Consider the following 16,170-nt stretch of genomic DNA (forward strand, 5'->3'; position numbering starts at 1 on the left):
AAAATCATTCTTTGGATTTACTTCTTTTTCTTCAGCAATAACTACTATTCTCATATTTAAATTACCTCCTTCTTTTATATAAATGTAACTATCGATAATTAAGAATTATCGTTAATTAACAAATTAATTATAACATTTATGTTATAAAAAAAACATATGCCTAATAAATTGTCAAAAAATGTAAAGATTATGTAAAAATTAACACATCTCTCTTTAAAATTTATATTCATTACAATATTATAAAAACAAAACTCAAAAAATATAAAATATTATTTATACATATATATATTAAAATTGATTATTCTTCAAAACATTTGATTTTTTCATTATCAATTTGAATATTAATTTATTTTTGCTTATTTAAGTCTATTATTTGCATTTATTAATTGAATATTTAGAATAAAAGTCATCATTTATACAACATTTAACTTTATTGTATAAATGATGATTTCATACCATTATAAACATTTTAATATTTTCCAATTATAAAATATCTTTCATGAATATACTTGTTATCAAAGTATAAATCACCAATATAAATATTATGTAATAACTTACACAAAATACTGAAACTACATTTAACCTTTTATTTTCTTATATCTTGATAAACTCTCTGGCTCTTCAGGTTGACCGAAGACAATATTACATGCACTATTAACTCCTACAATCGCTAAAAGTGTTAATAATCCTGCAAAAGCATTAAGCATCAATTTTTTTAAATTATATGTCATAGTCATTCACCTCCTATTTTTAATTTAACATTTATTATTTAGTAAATTAACATACTTAGATTATAATACACATAAAATGTATAAAAAGAGTAAAAAATTTATCAAATTATCAATATATGAACATTTTTTCTAAAATTTGTTCATATATTTTCATTTTTGTCAATATTTGTAAATTACAAAACATTTAAAGAAAAATATACTAATCAATATATAGGAGGTTATTATGAAAAATATTACAAATATAGGTCTTAAACAAGCAAGATTAAATAAAAACTTATCGGTCTCTGAGTTGGCAATCTTATTACATAAAGATCCTTCAACTATTTCACTTTGGGAAAGTGGTTTGCGTACAATTGATCCATCATCTTTATTACAGGTATCTAATATATTAGAATGTTCAACTGAAATGATTCTTTTTGGAGAGACAAGAACAGGGTTAAAATTAGATAATCTTACATTAGAACAACAAAAAGAGGTATTCAATCTTGCAATGTTCTTAAAAAAATATTATGAGGAGAATAATTAATGGATTTTGCAGATAAAATAAAATTTTTAAGAGAAGAATTTTTAAATTTAAGCCGTGTAGATTTAGCCAAAAAATTAAACATTAGCAGAACTAGTATATATAACTGGGAAATTGGTGTTTCAAAGCCGTCACTAGAAAATATAAAAGCAATTTCTCTTTTATGTGGCATCTCCACAGATTATTTAATGAAAGAAAACTATCCTTTAGAACTATCTTTATTCAAAATAGATAATAAAGGATATGACATTTTAGACAATCTCATTAAATATTTAGAGGAAAGAAATCAGGTGAAAAATAAAAATGAAAAATAAAATTTACAACTATCTTGTAAATAATAATATATACTTAGAAAAAGATGTTTTTGAATATGGATTTGAATACTTTCTCTCGTATCTTGTATATTTACTTATTGTCATTCCTATATCAATTCTAACAGATTCATTTATAGAAATAATGCTATTTATAATTTTATATATCCCAATACGTAAAAATATAGGCGGATTACATCTAAAAAAACGATATCACTGTCTGATGCTCTCAATAATAATTACACTGGTTGTACCAATTTTAACAAATTACATATTTTTAAACATTTATTTACTTTTAATTCCTATAATTTTAAATACTTTTTTATACATTATGTTTGTACCTGTTGATTGTAAGGAAAAGAAACTTTCCCAAGTTGAAATAAAATATTATAAAATTAAATCTTTAATTTTACATCTTATATACTTTACTCTTTATACGTTTACATTTTTATACAATATTGATTTTGTTTTTCAAGTACTTTGCATTATTGAAATAATATCATCATTTAGTATTATAACTTCAAAAATAAAAGTATATATATAACATTATTAATACAAAACTTCTTAAACTATAAATTTACCTTATATATCAAAATATACATTTATTTTGATTTTTAGATTAAATTATTTTACAATGTAGTTTAGTAAGACAATAGGAGAGGATAAACTTGAACATTCTTATATATGATAATAGTATTAACGATATTAATCAGTTAAAAAAATGTATTGATTGCTTTTTTACCTCTATCAATGAACCATATACTATTCAATGTTGCCAAAGTAGTAATGAATTATTTTCTACAATTCATCTCTATGATTTACTTTTTTTAGATATTGAATTATCTAATGAAAATGGTATTGACCTAGGTATGCAATTAAAAAACAAAAAATTTGATTGTATAATCATCATAACAACACATTTTATGAAATATGCAATTGACGGATATAAAATCAATGCTGAAAGATATTTTATAAAACCAATTGATCAATCTGAATTCAATTTAGAAATGACATCGATTATCCATAAATATCACAATAACTTATTAGGATTTTATGATTCCAAAATATCTAAAAATAAAATTCACTTTAAGAACATATTATATTTTGAATTTTTCAATCGTAAAACTATTATTCATTTGATAAATAACAAAACAATTGAAACAGCCTATCCTCTAAAACACTGGATACAAATAACAAAAGATACATTTTTTTCTCAACCACATAAATCTTTCTTGATCAATTTAAATTACATTAGTGCCTTAAAGAAAAATGATATTATAATGTTTAACGATGATTTGATTCCACTCTCTAGACATTTCAAAACATCATTCTTAAAGGAATATGAAAACAATTTACACGAGGTTATATAGATATATGAATATAATAATTGCTAATTTTTTTAATCTTTGTGCATTAACTTACATTTGTAATAATTTACTACATTATAGATTTGAAAAGAAATATATACGTTATTTGATATTCTGTATAGTTTTACCTATACTCTCTTTTGTAAACTTTAGGGGGACATCTAATAAAAAATCATTAATTATTTTTACTATTTTTCTTTTGTACACATTCATTCAATTCAAAGATACAATTTTTAAAACACTATGGGCTACTATTCCCTTTTATACATTTAGTCTATTATCTGAATTGATTATAGGTGTTATATTGAATTACTTATTTAATTTTTATAAAACAACACAAATCAATTCATGGATATATAATGTTGGGCTTATCAACTCTGTTTTATTATTGATGTTATTCTCTTATGCCTTTGTTAAATTCATACATTATTTAGAATTAAATTCATTTCCAAATTATTGTGAAATTATCTTTGTTTTCCCACTAGCAACTGTCTTTCTCCTGTCTTTCTTAAATAATTATTACGAAATAATAAATGACACAGCTATAACATTATTAATTTTTTTATGTATTTTGATTTCTAATTTTGCAATACTCATTATTTTCTTCTTGATTATGCGCTCAAATCAAATGTCTTTACATTTAAAACTGGCTCAATATGATAAAAATGTTATTGATACTAAATATAACTTATTGAAAAATCATTACAATAACAATTTTTCTTTTCTACACGATCTTCTTCACCGATGTTACAAAATGCATGAGTTTGTTGAAAATAATGATATTATTCATTTGGATGAAGAACTCAACAATCTTATTGATATAACTTTTGATAAATTTAACTCTATATACTCAAATTCTTTAGTTCTTAATTATATTATTAATGATTATATTGAGTTACTACAAAAAAATAAGATAAAAATTTCAAGTTCAATAAAATATAACGATTTTAACTTTCTTACATTGAATGAACTAACAGAAATATTTTCTAAATTTTTAGATTACGGAATCTTGTTAAATCAAGTCACACCTGAAGATAAACGTAATATCATTATTAAGTCTAATAAAATAGGAAATCAGATTATTATAGGCACAATAATTACATGCCAAAACATTGAAGATGATCTGATAAAGGAAATAAAACAAGACTTTCAACCTATATTAGAAAACAATACAAATAGCAATATTTCTATCAAAGTGAATTCTAATAACTCTATTAGCATTATTTTATATTTTACACATTTTAACGCAACCACAAAATAATATAGTCACTATGTCTACAATTTTTTCCCATTCGCAGATTATTATCTATAGGTTTTAATAAAAAATTCCTGCCAGTAAATTGGTAGAAATATATATTATATATAATGTATATATAATGATTATTTCATTCATTATAGAACACCTAATTCACAATTCATGCATCAATTGTATACAGTTTAAGCACAACTTTTGAAATATAGAATTTATTTGTAATGCACCATTAATTCATGCATATGCCCTCACTTTTGTTATTATGATATTGAGAGTAATAGACTTTCTAATCCATAACGAAAGGAGGGTTTTTATTATACCTAAAAAAGTTTCTGTCAAACCAATTCTTGAACTGTGTGCTCATGACTTATCAATGCGTAAAATTAAAGCTATAATGCATATTTCAAGACATACTATCTCAGCTGTTTATAAAGCCGCTGATAGTCATTCTATTTCTTGGAACAATGTTAAAGTCTATGAAATGTTATTTCCTTTACCATAAAAGTCTTCTATCTATGAAGATGCAGATTATAATTATGTACATTCTGAATTGAAAAAAACAGGTGTTAATCTCAAGTTTCTTTGGAATGAATATCGCAATCATTGTATTTCCAAGAACACTGTTCCTTGTAGGTACACAAAATTCTGTAAGGATTATTCTAAGTATGTACAATTATCGAATGTTACTAATCATCTAACACATATATTAGGAAGCACTATTGAGTTCGACTGGTTATGAGAATTTTTGTATAGCCAGTCTTATATGACAGATGGCAAGAGCCACTCTGTTCGCTATATGAAAGCCCTCAGCAAACAGTTGGTTAGAGTCACATTGTCTACACCACTAAGTTTTTAACCCCCCCACCTTCAGGTACAAAGTATCGTTGATTTTTTTATTACATCTCAATTCCATGATTTCTAGAATGAGTATTTCACTAAAAAGATGACACCATTTTCACTCATTTGATGACGTCATCAAACAGGTAACACCATTCGATTTTTAAAGTGAACTATTCACTAGAATGCTATTGACTTCTGTTTCATTTACTAATGATAATAAAAATTCATCAATGATAAGTAGATTAATTTTTCCTAACTGCTTCATCATCTTGCGATATGTTCCTTGAATCTTAACTCTTTCTAAATACATAAGCAGTTCTGGAAAGCGAATATATTTTATATGTTTTTTAACAACATACATGGACACCTAATGCATTTGAAATCCAGGTCTTTCCATAATGTAAAATTTCACATTAAGGTAAATTTTTTCTATCGAACTGTTTAAAAAAAGTAGCCTGTCGTGATGGCATAAGTACATGTTACATAAGAACACCAGATTTATTTGCTCAGCAAGAAGAACTTAAGAGAGGAAGAAATAAACTTATAAAGAAGCATGAAAATTGCCCACTATTAAAACTTGATGAGTGGCTAATCAATTCAATGAGCGAACAAAAAATTAGATTTATCTTTGAACTTGTAGAGAGAAGATATTAAAACAACTCTACTATCTTTTGTACACAATTTAAGATTAAATCATAGCATTCACACTTGTGTGAAGAAGTCCATGCTAATGCCATCATAAATCGTATCATCCATAATTTAATGACAATCAATGTAGAAGATATCAATATGAGAGAAAACACTAGTAAGCGTAAAATGAAAAAGCCCTATTATCAATCAACGACATTGATTATAATTAGAGCTGTAATAAATTGACAATTTATATATGTATGATTTACAGGACTCGACTAAAAGATCGTATCTCTACGATTTTTTAGTCAGATATGTATTATCAGGCAATTCTTTTGACCATGGCATATAATTATCAAGGGCTTCTTCATCATTGATATCTATTTCTGTCAATGATGACAAAAGATAGTTAAAATATTCATAGGGATTGAGATTGTTTAGCTTTGCAGTTTCTATAAGTGAATATAAGGCAGCGCTTGTCTGTGCTCCCTGAACCGTATTGGTAAACAGCCAGTTGCGTCTGCCTACACAGAATGGGCGTATCGCATTTTCTGCTCGGTTGTTTGATATCTCTATTCTCCCATCTTCAAGGTAGACTCTTAGTTTTTCTTCCTGGTTGATGCTGTATTTTAGTGCTTCACTTAACTTTGTTTTATCCACTGCAACTTTTGCACATTCCCTGACATCTTCAAAGAAATCATCAACCAGTGGTTTTGACTGTTCCTGTCGAATTTGCCTGATTTCTTCATAGCTTCTGTCCGCGTTTTCCTTTTCAATTTGAAAAAGCTTGTTGATCTTATGAAAAAGCCTATAGCTGGCAGTTTGTTTGAGATCTACCCCAGCAGGCGCACTGTCTAGTGCTTCCTTATATTTTCTACGACAATGAGCCCAGCATCCCATGTGTGTAATGCCTTCAAGTTTCTCATAGGCCTGATAGCCATCCGTCTGAAGTATATGATGATAGCCCTCCAGATGCTTCTGGGCATGCTCGTGTCCTCTTGTATTTTCGTATATGAAAACAACTATCTGCTTCTCCTCGCTGCGTCCTGTCTTGTATACCCACATATAGGATTTTGTGGTTGCCTTTTGATGCGGTGCCTTTAAAACCTGAACAGACGTTTCATCTCCGTGCAGGTATTGACTTTTTAACAGAACCTTATGCATATGACTAGCGATTGTCCTGAAATATTCATCATGCAGTTTGATTATCCAGTTGGCCATCGTCTGTCTTGACAGCTTCAGCCCCATCTGATTGAACATGACTTCCTGTCTATACAGAGGCAGTGCTTTGTTGAACTTGTTATCAATGATATATGACAGAAGTGATGGCGATGCAAAGCTCTTGTATATGACCGGTTCCTTCATGGGTGCCTTGTATATTGGCGATTGAACAGCTTCCCTGTCACATCGATCGCACGTATAGACATATTGAATATGTTCAATGACTTCATATCGTGCAGGATGGTAGACAAGCTCCTTTCTTTTGTTTTCGCCTATCTTTCTAAGCGGTGCACCACATTCTGGGCAGCTTTTATTGTCAATATCATGAATAACCTTCTTTACTGGCAGTGATGAAATATCTATTCCTCTCTGTCTGCTTTTTCTTTTTCTTCTGTATGTGATTTCTTCAAGTTCCGGTTCCTGCTTGATTGGTGTGGATTCTAGTTCAATTTCATCAAAAAGAGAAATCTGATCAGGAAGAACAGTCTTTTCTGAAGATGAACCAAAAAGCTTCTTCTGCTGAAGCTTGATCTGCTGACTGTACCAGTTCAGCTGCTCAGTCAATGCTTCAATCTTTTTATCCTTTTCATTGATCATCTTGATCAGTTCTTCCTGACTTAGATTTCTCAAGTTCATGACATCTTCACACCCCACATTACATGATTTCAGCTGTTTCGTATTATACCATAAAACAAACTGCTTTGTTAGATGAGAAGCTGCTTTTCTTTCAATTTTTCATCATATTCAAGACCCTCCAGAAGCCAACTGAGCTGACGGGAAGTGATGGCTCTTGTCAATGATTCCTGCGATTCCTGGATTTTGAATTTTCCATGTTCAAGTCTCTTGATGAACAGCCAGAAGCCGTTGCTTTCATAATAGAGAATCTTGATGCGATTTCTTGATCGGTTGGTAAAGATAAAAAGGCTGTGATCAAGGACATTCATCTGGAATTGGGAATGCACAATGAGTGTCAGACCATCTATCGACTTGCGCATATCCACGAAATGCGTTGAAACGTAGATATTCTTGACTTCATCAGCGTTGATGATCATTTGAGAGCACCAATGATTCTGTCAAGAAGTGCAGGATCAAATTCAATACAATGACCATCAATGGTCATTGATACATTGGGGTGGGCATCATCCACAACCTCGACAGGAACAAATAAATCACTTTGAAGTTCATCATTTTCCAGTCGTCTTTTTGACTTATAGAAAGAAGACACACAGATATTGTTCTGTCTGCAGAATTCCTTGACAGTCAAAGTGCTTTCCTTTTGACTATTTATGATTTTTTTCCAATCATATTGCATATAGTAAGTACCTCCTTTTTTATTGTACTTACATTTTAAATGAATATCCGCAGTCTTGTTAGTGCCTTTTCATTTGTCGCTTACAAACACTACAATCATAAGTAAAAATATGCACCACTTTTAAGTGGTGCTATCAAAACATATCAATGGTGATCAAATTGTATACAATTGGTGCATGAATTAAGAATTAAGTGGCTGACTAAAGCAAAATAATCAGTATAGTACTTTATTTATTAAACTTGATTATTTATTGTAAATTCTAATAACTTTTTTATCCTCATGTTTTTATGATATATTATTGACTTGAACAGTGAGTAACAACATAATATTTTCGTTTTATACATGTAATTAGAAAATTATACTAATTTGGAATAATAATTTCTCCTGCATCGGCACCTAACTTTCCTCCACCACTGCTACCACCATTTCCCAAAGTGAGTCCTAGCTCAGATTCTGGATATGAACTATAATTTTTAATGATATAACTCCATCCTCCTGGTGCAGTGTCTTGATTAATAAAGCATGCAAATTTATCTTGCCACCCATTAGGTGCCGTTACATAATATGCAGCTTTTGGACAAGTAAAACTAGAATTATGTAAATAAACTCTATAAGATGCATAAGGTACATCAGCATATGTTATACTCTTATGCACCCATATACACTCGTTAGTCTCTTTTCCCGGTGTCCCTAATCTATGATCACCATTATAATCATTTGCTCCTTTACCATAAGTATATCCAGTACTTTTAAAATTACCAGGTGCTGAAGACAGTGGATCATTATCAATAACTATATATTTAGCTGCATACACACTAGTAATCGTAACTAAACAAACTATAAACACTGAAAACATTCCTATTATTTTCTTCATTTCTTATCCTTCCTTTATCATACTACTATGTTTATCAAATACGTTTGTCTTTAAAATTTGATTGATATTTAATGTATTGATTTGAGTGAAAAATGTATCATTTCCTTCATCATCAATTAAATGTGATTCAAGTAAAATACCTGTAGATGAATCAATAATAAATTTTGAAGAAATAGCATTATGTTTTTCTTTATAATATTCATTTAATTTAGACTCTACAACCACACAATTTCTACCTAGGTATTTATCATTTGAAACAATATTCCATTTATTGAAATCTGTACCCATAAATCCAATCGCAAAATCTTCAGGTAATAAAACTGTTTTAGTAATTCCCATAAGTGAAGTTTCAGTTTTTCTAACATATGTTTCTTTTCCATCGGTTGTTATTATCCTATCCTCTATTGAATCAATATTTTTACTTTTCTTTTTCAATGAATCAGGAATAAAGATTTTATCATAACTTAACTGACTATACTCCCCATTTCTTGCTGATTCATCTGATACACCTTGTGAAGCAAGATAATCATCACTTCTATATACAGAATAGTATTCCCCATTAAAGACACTTTCTTCAAACGGATCAGTAATACTCTTTGTTTTTAAATTTCTAAATGTATTTTTCTCATATGACTTGGAGTTCTCTATGTCAACAATAAAATCAACATCCATATCTGTATCAGCATTTTTTGAATAATATCTAAATGAACCTGATGCATTTTTAAAATAATCAATAGAATTAATCATCATATTTAATAGTTCTCTCTTATCTGCATCTGAATTTGTAAAAACTTTTGATGAATTATTACTAAGATTTAAGGTTTCATCATTTGATATTGCTTTAGCATTTTCTATGGGATTATGAGCATTATAAAGTGTTATAGTACCCACAAACAGACCTAAAATAACACCACTAATCAAAATTTTCTTTCTCTTCTTCATAGATATAGATCTCCTTCATTTTATACGATAAGATTAATTTTATAAGCTAGCCTATGTATAGAAAACTATCATAAATAAATTTTTATGTAAATATACTTTGAACAAAATGCACATATATTGTATAAAAAGACAATATTAAAATATAGTAACAATAATTATGAAATAGATAATTCTATTTATGCTATTATTTAACTTGGTTAATCACTTGTCACAGTGTTAATCAAATTAGATAATAAAATCGTAAAAATGATTTCAACAATATAAAAAATGAAGTTAAACCTTATATCACATTTTTGCTTTCTCTTTTTAATAGACGTTGTACTATGCCTTGCATCTGCTACATATGTTTCTATTGTATCTCCATATTCAAAATCCAAGAAATCCTTTAGATGATAAAAGGCTGTACTATCATGAATATTACCTGAATCCAGGCTCATTCCTAGTATGTATCCATGTCCGTCACAGGCAACATTGACATTGTATGCAAAGCATTTTTCCTTTTCTCCCTTATGAAAATAGCCACAGGCTGGGTCGCTTAGGCTCGTTTTAATTTCTTTTGTGTCTGGAAGTTCTTTTTTTTTACGCTTTAATTCCTTCTTGAAATGTTCCGCTCTATCCTTATCTATTTCTTCATCAAGTTCCTTCTGATATCTTTTCGATGCAATCTCAACTTCCTTGTTGATTGATTTGTTTTTATTGGCATTGGCCTTAAGATGTGTTCCATCCACAAATACAACACTTGGATCTACTATGCCACATTCAACAAGTTCCTTGATGTAATGTTCAAAAATTTTAATAGCTGTATTATCCTTTTTAAACTTTCTTATATAGTTCTGAGAGAAAGTGGAATGATCAGGAACTTCTTCATCGAGTCCCAATCCAAGAAACCATCTATAGGCAATATTCACCTTGACTTCTTCACATGTTCTTCTCATTGAATGAATGCCAAAAATAATATTGATAAACATCATCTTAAATAAAATAACAGGATCAACTCTATTCGTTCCTTCTTTAGAATAAAGTGGAACACAGATTTCATAAATAAAGTCCCAGTCAATGAATTCATCTAGCTTTCTGACAAAATGATCCTGTGGGACAAAATCATCAAGCATTCCAAGAATAAAGCTTTGATTAGCTACATATCTGTTTCTTGCCATAAAATATCAGTCCTTCCATACCTCTATTATACTACAATACAAAGGACAATATTTCATTTATATGATCATCGAAATGAATAAAAAATTCTAATTTTAACAAGAATTAATTTTTATTATTTACCATAAGCATTGAATAGTTAATCAAAATAATCAGAAAATATCACTTAATTAAAAATGTAAGAATAGTTAATCAACACAACCAAAATGATTAGTCAATTTGAACAGAATATTCAATAGAAAATATTTAAATACATATCAAAACAGAATTATTAGAAATATACCATATCGATTACGATAATTACAGTAACATTAAAAGTATATCATCAAGGTTATTATAGTATATTTTGATCACAACAAATTATAATAACTTTTCTTAAAAAATCTCAATTAATTATTTACTCTATGTTGATTATTAGCTCTCCTAAAATCACTTAGCTTATTAAAATTTTGATAATGATGGATCAACATGTTTTAATACCATTAAATGTATTTCGTACACAATTTATGCCTCTTATTCAAACACAATTTACAATTTTTATTTCATATATTATCTTATATATATATTTGTGCAAAGGAGGTGTTCTAATATGATAAAAAAAATAATATCTTGTGCAGTTGTAATGTTCATTTTTGCATTATCATGTACAAATTCTTTTGCCGTAACAGATAGTGCTTCGAAATCTTATTCAGGTTATGGTACCTTAAAAGGGACAATTGAAATGGAAAAAGCAAGTAACTCAAAATCTGTTTATCTAGTTACAACAATTGGAAAAAAATGTAACTATGTTGGCTGGAAATTATCTATCAAAAATGCAACAAGCGGTGAAACATACTTAAGTACTGTAACGAGAAGCTCAAGCAACACTACTAAACATTCTGAAGGCATGATTTTTCAAAAAGGTTACAATAGTACACACACAAAAATTTTTAATAACAAATGCGTTGCTTATGGTACTCATGAATTCAGACATACTACGTCAGGCGTAGTGTATACAAAAGTTGTATTATAGTAAAGAAAATAATAGATAAATTCCATATTTATCTATTATTTTTATAAATTATAGATATTTTATATCTTACTTGCCTACCTTGTTCTATCAATACATGTATATATTATTTTTTCATTATATTAAAACCTGAGTGAAAAACAAAACGGAAAAAGTTTTACACATTTAAATTAGTTTAATTCATAAAACTTTAATTGACTAAAGGATTATACATAGTCCCTTTAATAAATATAAATATTACAAATTTCAAAGAAAGGAGAATAGTGAACTATTTAAGAATTATGACAAATTAAAGTTTTCAAAAATACATAATAAGAATTAAATATCTAAACTTTTTGTCTTTGAAAAATGGCTTGTTTACGTAATGAATAGTAGTAAACATACATAAATAAAATAATTACATCTGTATTAGAAAGATATAAAACAACATAGTAAATCATTTAATCTAAGATAATCAGTAATATTATGTATTTCAATTAGAAATTTTTATATACTTTTGATTTAGTATAATTTAATCACATATTTGTCATTTTTACCTTAATAAAGCTTACTTCATAACAGAAATGATTATTAAAAAATTTTTGATATGTTTTCTCGTTATATGTTTATGTGGGTGTACTGTTTCAGAAGATAAAAACGAAGAAAATAATCAAGAAATATTATATTCTTTTGAACAATCAACAAATCTCACAAATAATCAGTATATAGAGTCATCAATAAATTTTGACTACACTTTTAATAATAACGGAACAAGTATTACTTATGGATTAATGATTTTCATTGATGGTTATATACAAGAGTTTAGATTAAATAATTCTTCTAATAATTTTTTTCAAATTATATCATCTTCTGAAAATACTTCAACAAAGTATTCCATAACCATTGATAATCCAATAGTTAATGCACAATCTAAAAATCATACAATTAATATAGCCGGAATTCTTAATCCGGCAAAAAAATATGAATTAAATAATTATAACATAGAACACAGCTTATCCCAAACAATAAACTATTCTATTCAAGGCAATTTTAAAAGAAGATACAGTATAGATGATTTTAAATGCATTTTACCAAAAAACAATTTAAATGATTCAATGTTAAGTGAACTTAACATTGAAAAGAAACAATTAAACCAAGAAATATTTTTTGAATTTATACAGTCTAATAAAAAAATCATTGACACAATAAACAAAAAAAATAATTTAGATATCAGAATATTTGGAAAAACAGGAAAATATGCAATCTATCTATTTACTGATGGTATACCATATGAAAATAAACCAATGAAAATTATTGATGTGCAATCAAATCAATATACCGAATTTAACATTGATTTAGCTAAATATGATTGTAAAAATTTTTTCTTAATAGCTTGTCCAATGAATAATAAAGATTATATATACCAATCTGCTAAATTTGTCATGGAGTAAAAAAATGAGTAGTTATACAATATATAAAATATTACAAAAAACTAAAAAAAAACATAGAATAAAAAAATATAAGATAGCCTTCATTATTATTCTCATTGCATTAATAATATCTTTATTTGCAAGTGATATTTTTAAAATAAAAAACATTGATATTAATTGTAATGACCAAATCATTTCACAAAATGTTCGAGAAGCCATGAGTAACTACATTAATAAATATTATTTATTTTTGGATGAAAATAATATAAAAAATATAATAATGGAAACAAACAAAAACATCAAGAAAGTTGACATAACAAACAAATATAATGGATCAATTGAAATAAATATCGTAAAAGCTGAATCTATAGCATATTCAGAAATAAACAGTCATTATTATATAATCAATGAACTTGGAAATATAAGTCAATGCAGTCAGGATCAATTACCTTTATATACTACTAAATGCATAAATTTCCCTTCCAAAGATATTCTTGAAAAATTTGCAAAACAATATTATAAAATAAGAGACATTATAAGAAATGATGTTAGTGATATTGAGTTTGTATCAGATGATTATAATTCAATTTTAATTCGCCTTTATTTAATAAATACTAATGTAATTCAAATAAGAGTTGAAGATATGGTTTCTCAACTTGAGAAAGACACTTTTCCCTATGAAGCATATATGCAAGTATATAAAAATAATTATATTTTTAGTTTTGAAGGAAAATATGTTTATATAAAGAAAATAAAATTACAATAAAATACCTTGCCACAAATGTTTGTTAAACGTTTTGCGGCAAAGTATTTTTTATTGTGTATTTATGATTTTATATAAATATGTACTTAGCAATTTTTACTCCATATCTATTATAAAATTATTTTTTAACTGCGCACTCTTCTTTACACTCATCATTACTATTACCTTAAATTTTATATATTTATTTTTAGTTCCCTCTACAATTCCAACATAATAAGACTCATTATCATAATGTCTATCATAGAATATTAAATTACCATATGATTCATCTATATGTATTATTTTATTCATAAATATTGCCTTTTATTCATAAATATTACATTTTGTTCATAACACATTTACATATTTTTATAACTATATTTTAATATATATGGAAAGGAGAATTCACAATTCTAAATTATATTTTAAATAACAGGGAGGAATGAATATTATGAAAAAAAATAAACTTTTTTTGAAGTCAGCATTAGTATTATTTATAGGAATTTGTAGTATATCAAGTGTTTTTGCAAGTAGTTATACTGGAAAGTTTACCATGACACACATGATTGTTTCAAAACAATCATTGTATTTATCTGGGAAAAAAACTGTTAAAGGAACAGCAAAGATTACAGATCTTGGAGGTGGTAATGTAAGTGCCGCAGCTTTAACAGCTGAACTTGTTCAACCACAGATTTTTGGATATAAGATTTGTTACACCACATCTGCTGGCAAATTAAAATTAGGTTCAAGATCCTTTACTTTTGGAGAAAAAAAATACCCGGGTGATACATATTACTTTGCATTAGAACATGGAACTGGATTCCCTATATCTGGAGAATTTACAGTTAATTGGTAGAAAAAAGTATGAGGTTTATCATTGATTTACCCTTAAAAACATTTATTGTTTTGTTTATAATTTGTTCAATAATTGTCATGATTTTGCATTATCTACGTTATAAACAAAAAAAAGCTAAGTATTCTCTTTTCTTCAAACTATCAATATTACTTTACATTTTATTGTTGATCAAAGTCGCATTTTTAGGAATACAAATTACAGATGAAGAAGGATATAAAATCCTTTTGGAGTATGGCTTGATTAACAATGCACGATTTATTCAATTAATTCCTTTTAAAACAATATTAGATGTTTTAAGTACTGTAGAGACATTAAGTGTAACATATATACAAATTGTTGGGAATATTATTTTATTGACACCACTTTCATTTATATTATGTTATATCAAGGAGTTTTCAGCAAGAAAAACATTGTTATTTACTTTTTTTGTGTCATTGTTTATAGAATCATATCAATTGATCATAAGTTTAATAACTAAGATTCCTAGTCATACATTTGATATAGATGACATAATATTAAATATTTTTGGGGCAGTAATTGTAATAGTAGTATCAATATTTATTAAGAGAAATGAAAAAATAAAAAATTTCATTGATAATTTTATATATAAAGACAATTAATATGTTGCATAGTATATATTTTTGTTCGTTTATTGATTTACAGTAATTATATTTTTTATAAGTAATATATTTAAAAAATTTATTATGGTTTGAATGATATCAACAGCTGTAACGATATGGCTTTCAAAAGGTTATTTCGTTGCAGCATTTTTCGTTACACATACGTTATTTTTTATAATTACTGATAATATACTAAATAATATAAATATTTGGATTTTCATACATAATTACTGTATATCAATATAAGTAAGAATTAATTACAATGAATTTTTATTTATCATAGGCCACTTGAACCACTTATTTTTTGTAAGTAATTTTAAATTGATTATTTCATGCGTTATGCACCATCGATACACAGTTTAAGCACCATTTTATA

At 27.1% G+C, this 16,170-nt stretch carries 18 protein-coding genes and 1 pseudogene; 11 read left to right on the forward strand and 8 right to left on the reverse strand.

Annotated elements, in window-relative coordinates; all coding sequences use genetic code 11:
• Positions 1-578: 578 nt before the first annotated feature.
• Positions 579-731, reverse strand: a complete 153-nt coding sequence (locus B5E79_RS05770; RefSeq protein ID WP_158095472.1) for a cyclic lactone autoinducer peptide — start codon at positions 729-731, stop codon at positions 579-581.
• Positions 732-954: 223 nt separating this feature from the next.
• Here B5E79_RS05770 and B5E79_RS05775 point away from each other — a divergent pair, with 223 nt between their 5' ends.
• From B5E79_RS05775 to B5E79_RS05795, 5 genes are all read left to right on the forward strand, one after another.
• A complete protein-coding gene (locus tag B5E79_RS05775; protein ID WP_087297292.1) occupies positions 955-1,257 on the forward strand; it encodes a helix-turn-helix domain-containing protein in 303 nt (100 codons plus the stop codon).
• Positions 1,257-1,568, forward strand: a complete 312-nt coding sequence (locus B5E79_RS05780) for a helix-turn-helix domain-containing protein (protein WP_087297293.1) — start codon at positions 1,257-1,259, stop codon at positions 1,566-1,568. Before B5E79_RS05775 ends, B5E79_RS05780 begins: the two co-directional genes overlap by 1 nt.
• On the forward strand, positions 1,558-2,109 hold the full coding sequence (locus B5E79_RS05785) for an accessory gene regulator B family protein (RefSeq protein ID WP_087297294.1): 552 nt from the start codon (positions 1,558-1,560) through the stop codon (positions 2,107-2,109). Before B5E79_RS05780 ends, B5E79_RS05785 begins: the two co-directional genes overlap by 11 nt.
• A 124-nt stretch (positions 2,110-2,233) precedes the next feature.
• Positions 2,234-2,935, forward strand: a complete 702-nt coding sequence (locus B5E79_RS05790; protein WP_087297295.1) for a LytR/AlgR family response regulator transcription factor — start codon at positions 2,234-2,236, stop codon at positions 2,933-2,935.
• A gap of 301 nt (positions 2,936-3,236) precedes the next feature.
• Positions 3,237-4,193: a hypothetical protein gene (locus tag B5E79_RS05795; protein WP_143746767.1), complete on the forward strand. Its 957-nt coding sequence runs from the start codon at positions 3,237-3,239 to the stop codon at positions 4,191-4,193.
• A gap of 991 nt (positions 4,194-5,184) precedes the next feature.
• Here the strand turns inward: B5E79_RS05795 and B5E79_RS05800 are convergent.
• Complete coding sequence (locus B5E79_RS05800; protein WP_087297297.1) at positions 5,185-5,385, reverse strand: ATP-binding protein; 201 nt, start codon at positions 5,383-5,385, stop codon at positions 5,185-5,187.
• Between the two features lie 68 nt (positions 5,386-5,453).
• Here B5E79_RS05800 and B5E79_RS14015 point away from each other — a divergent pair.
• Positions 5,454-5,678: pseudogene (locus B5E79_RS14015) on the forward strand (AAA family ATPase); the annotation flags it as partial.
• 270 nt (positions 5,679-5,948) lie between these two features.
• Here the strand turns inward: B5E79_RS14015 and tnpC are convergent.
• The 6 genes from tnpC to B5E79_RS05835 all read right to left on the reverse strand — a co-directional run bounded on the left by tnpC (position 5,949) and on the right by B5E79_RS05835 (position 11,160).
• Complete coding sequence (gene tnpC / locus B5E79_RS05810) at positions 5,949-7,511, reverse strand: IS66 family transposase (protein WP_087297298.1); 1,563 nt, start codon at positions 7,509-7,511, stop codon at positions 5,949-5,951.
• Between the two features lie 68 nt (positions 7,512-7,579).
• On the reverse strand, positions 7,580-7,927 hold the full coding sequence (gene tnpB / locus B5E79_RS05815) for an IS66 family insertion sequence element accessory protein TnpB (RefSeq protein WP_087243382.1): 348 nt from the start codon (positions 7,925-7,927) through the stop codon (positions 7,580-7,582).
• Entirely contained in the window at positions 7,924-8,187 is a 264-nt protein-coding gene (tnpA, locus tag B5E79_RS05820) for an IS66 family insertion sequence element accessory protein TnpA (RefSeq protein WP_087256085.1), read from the reverse strand. The genes tnpB and tnpA overlap by 4 nt, the downstream gene beginning before the upstream one ends.
• A 361-nt stretch (positions 8,188-8,548) precedes the next feature.
• Entirely contained in the window at positions 8,549-9,034 is a 486-nt protein-coding gene (locus B5E79_RS05825) for a hypothetical protein (protein WP_143746768.1), read from the reverse strand.
• Between the two features lie 30 nt (positions 9,035-9,064).
• Entirely contained in the window at positions 9,065-10,003 is a 939-nt protein-coding gene (locus tag B5E79_RS05830; protein ID WP_087297300.1) for a hypothetical protein, read from the reverse strand.
• A 197-nt stretch (positions 10,004-10,200) separates the two neighbouring features.
• Entirely contained in the window at positions 10,201-11,160 is a 960-nt protein-coding gene (locus B5E79_RS05835; RefSeq protein ID WP_087297301.1) for a transposase, read from the reverse strand.
• Between the two features lie 587 nt (positions 11,161-11,747).
• Here B5E79_RS05835 and B5E79_RS05840 point away from each other — a divergent pair.
• The 5 genes from B5E79_RS05840 to B5E79_RS05865 all read left to right on the forward strand — a co-directional run bounded on the left by B5E79_RS05840 (position 11,748) and on the right by B5E79_RS05865 (position 15,794).
• Positions 11,748-12,170, forward strand: coding sequence for a hypothetical protein (locus B5E79_RS05840; RefSeq protein WP_087297302.1), 423 nt, complete (start codon positions 11,748-11,750; stop codon positions 12,168-12,170).
• Between the two features lie 560 nt (positions 12,171-12,730).
• Positions 12,731-13,597, forward strand: coding sequence for a hypothetical protein (locus tag B5E79_RS05845; protein ID WP_087297303.1), 867 nt, complete (start codon positions 12,731-12,733; stop codon positions 13,595-13,597).
• 4 nt (positions 13,598-13,601) lie between these two features.
• A complete protein-coding gene (locus B5E79_RS05850) occupies positions 13,602-14,342 on the forward strand; it encodes a cell division protein FtsQ/DivIB (protein ID WP_087297304.1) in 741 nt (246 codons plus the stop codon).
• Between the two features lie 418 nt (positions 14,343-14,760).
• On the forward strand, positions 14,761-15,174 hold the full coding sequence (locus B5E79_RS05860) for a hypothetical protein (RefSeq protein ID WP_143746769.1): 414 nt from the start codon (positions 14,761-14,763) through the stop codon (positions 15,172-15,174).
• Positions 15,168-15,794: a VanZ family protein gene (locus B5E79_RS05865; RefSeq protein WP_087297307.1), complete on the forward strand. Its 627-nt coding sequence runs from the start codon at positions 15,168-15,170 to the stop codon at positions 15,792-15,794. Before B5E79_RS05860 ends, B5E79_RS05865 begins: the two co-directional genes overlap by 7 nt.
• The last annotated feature ends 376 nt before the right edge of the window (positions 15,795-16,170 follow it).

The sequence above is a fragment of the Massilimicrobiota sp. An134 genome, assembly GCF_002160815.1.
Classification (GTDB): domain Bacteria; phylum Bacillota_I; class Bacilli_A; order Erysipelotrichales; family Coprobacillaceae; genus Allocoprobacillus; species Allocoprobacillus merdigallinarum.

What these genes read in the sequence shown, in the direction of transcription:
- B5E79_RS05770 (WP_158095472.1), bottom strand. Translation starts at nt 731, where the DNA reads ATGACATATAATTTAAAAAAATTGATGCTTAATGCTTTTGCAGGATTA.
- B5E79_RS05775 (WP_087297292.1), top strand. Translation starts at nt 955, where the DNA reads ATGAAAAATATTACAAATATAGGTCTTAAACAAGCAAGATTAAATAAA.
- B5E79_RS05780 (WP_087297293.1), top strand. Translation starts at nt 1,257, where the DNA reads ATGGATTTTGCAGATAAAATAAAATTTTTAAGAGAAGAATTTTTAAAT.
- B5E79_RS05785 (WP_087297294.1), top strand. Translation starts at nt 1,558, where the DNA reads ATGAAAAATAAAATTTACAACTATCTTGTAAATAATAATATATACTTA.
- B5E79_RS05800 (WP_087297297.1), bottom strand. Translation starts at nt 5,385, where the DNA reads ATGTATGTTGTTAAAAAACATATAAAATATATTCGCTTTCCAGAACTG.
- tnpC (WP_087297298.1), bottom strand. Translation starts at nt 7,511, where the DNA reads ATGAACTTGAGAAATCTAAGTCAGGAAGAACTGATCAAGATGATCAAT.
- tnpB (WP_087243382.1), bottom strand. Translation starts at nt 7,927, where the DNA reads ATGATCATCAACGCTGATGAAGTCAAGAATATCTACGTTTCAACGCAT.
- tnpA (WP_087256085.1), bottom strand. Translation starts at nt 8,187, where the DNA reads ATGCAATATGATTGGAAAAAAATCATAAATAGTCAAAAGGAAAGCACT.
- B5E79_RS05830 (WP_087297300.1), bottom strand. Translation starts at nt 10,003, where the DNA reads ATGAAGAAGAGAAAGAAAATTTTGATTAGTGGTGTTATTTTAGGTCTG.
- B5E79_RS05835 (WP_087297301.1), bottom strand. Translation starts at nt 11,160, where the DNA reads ATGGCAAGAAACAGATATGTAGCTAATCAAAGCTTTATTCTTGGAATG.
- B5E79_RS05840 (WP_087297302.1), top strand. Translation starts at nt 11,748, where the DNA reads ATGATAAAAAAAATAATATCTTGTGCAGTTGTAATGTTCATTTTTGCA.
- B5E79_RS05845 (WP_087297303.1), top strand. Translation starts at nt 12,731, where the DNA reads ATGATTATTAAAAAATTTTTGATATGTTTTCTCGTTATATGTTTATGT.
- B5E79_RS05850 (WP_087297304.1), top strand. Translation starts at nt 13,602, where the DNA reads ATGAGTAGTTATACAATATATAAAATATTACAAAAAACTAAAAAAAAA.
- B5E79_RS05860 (WP_143746769.1), top strand. Translation starts at nt 14,761, where the DNA reads ATGAATATTATGAAAAAAAATAAACTTTTTTTGAAGTCAGCATTAGTA.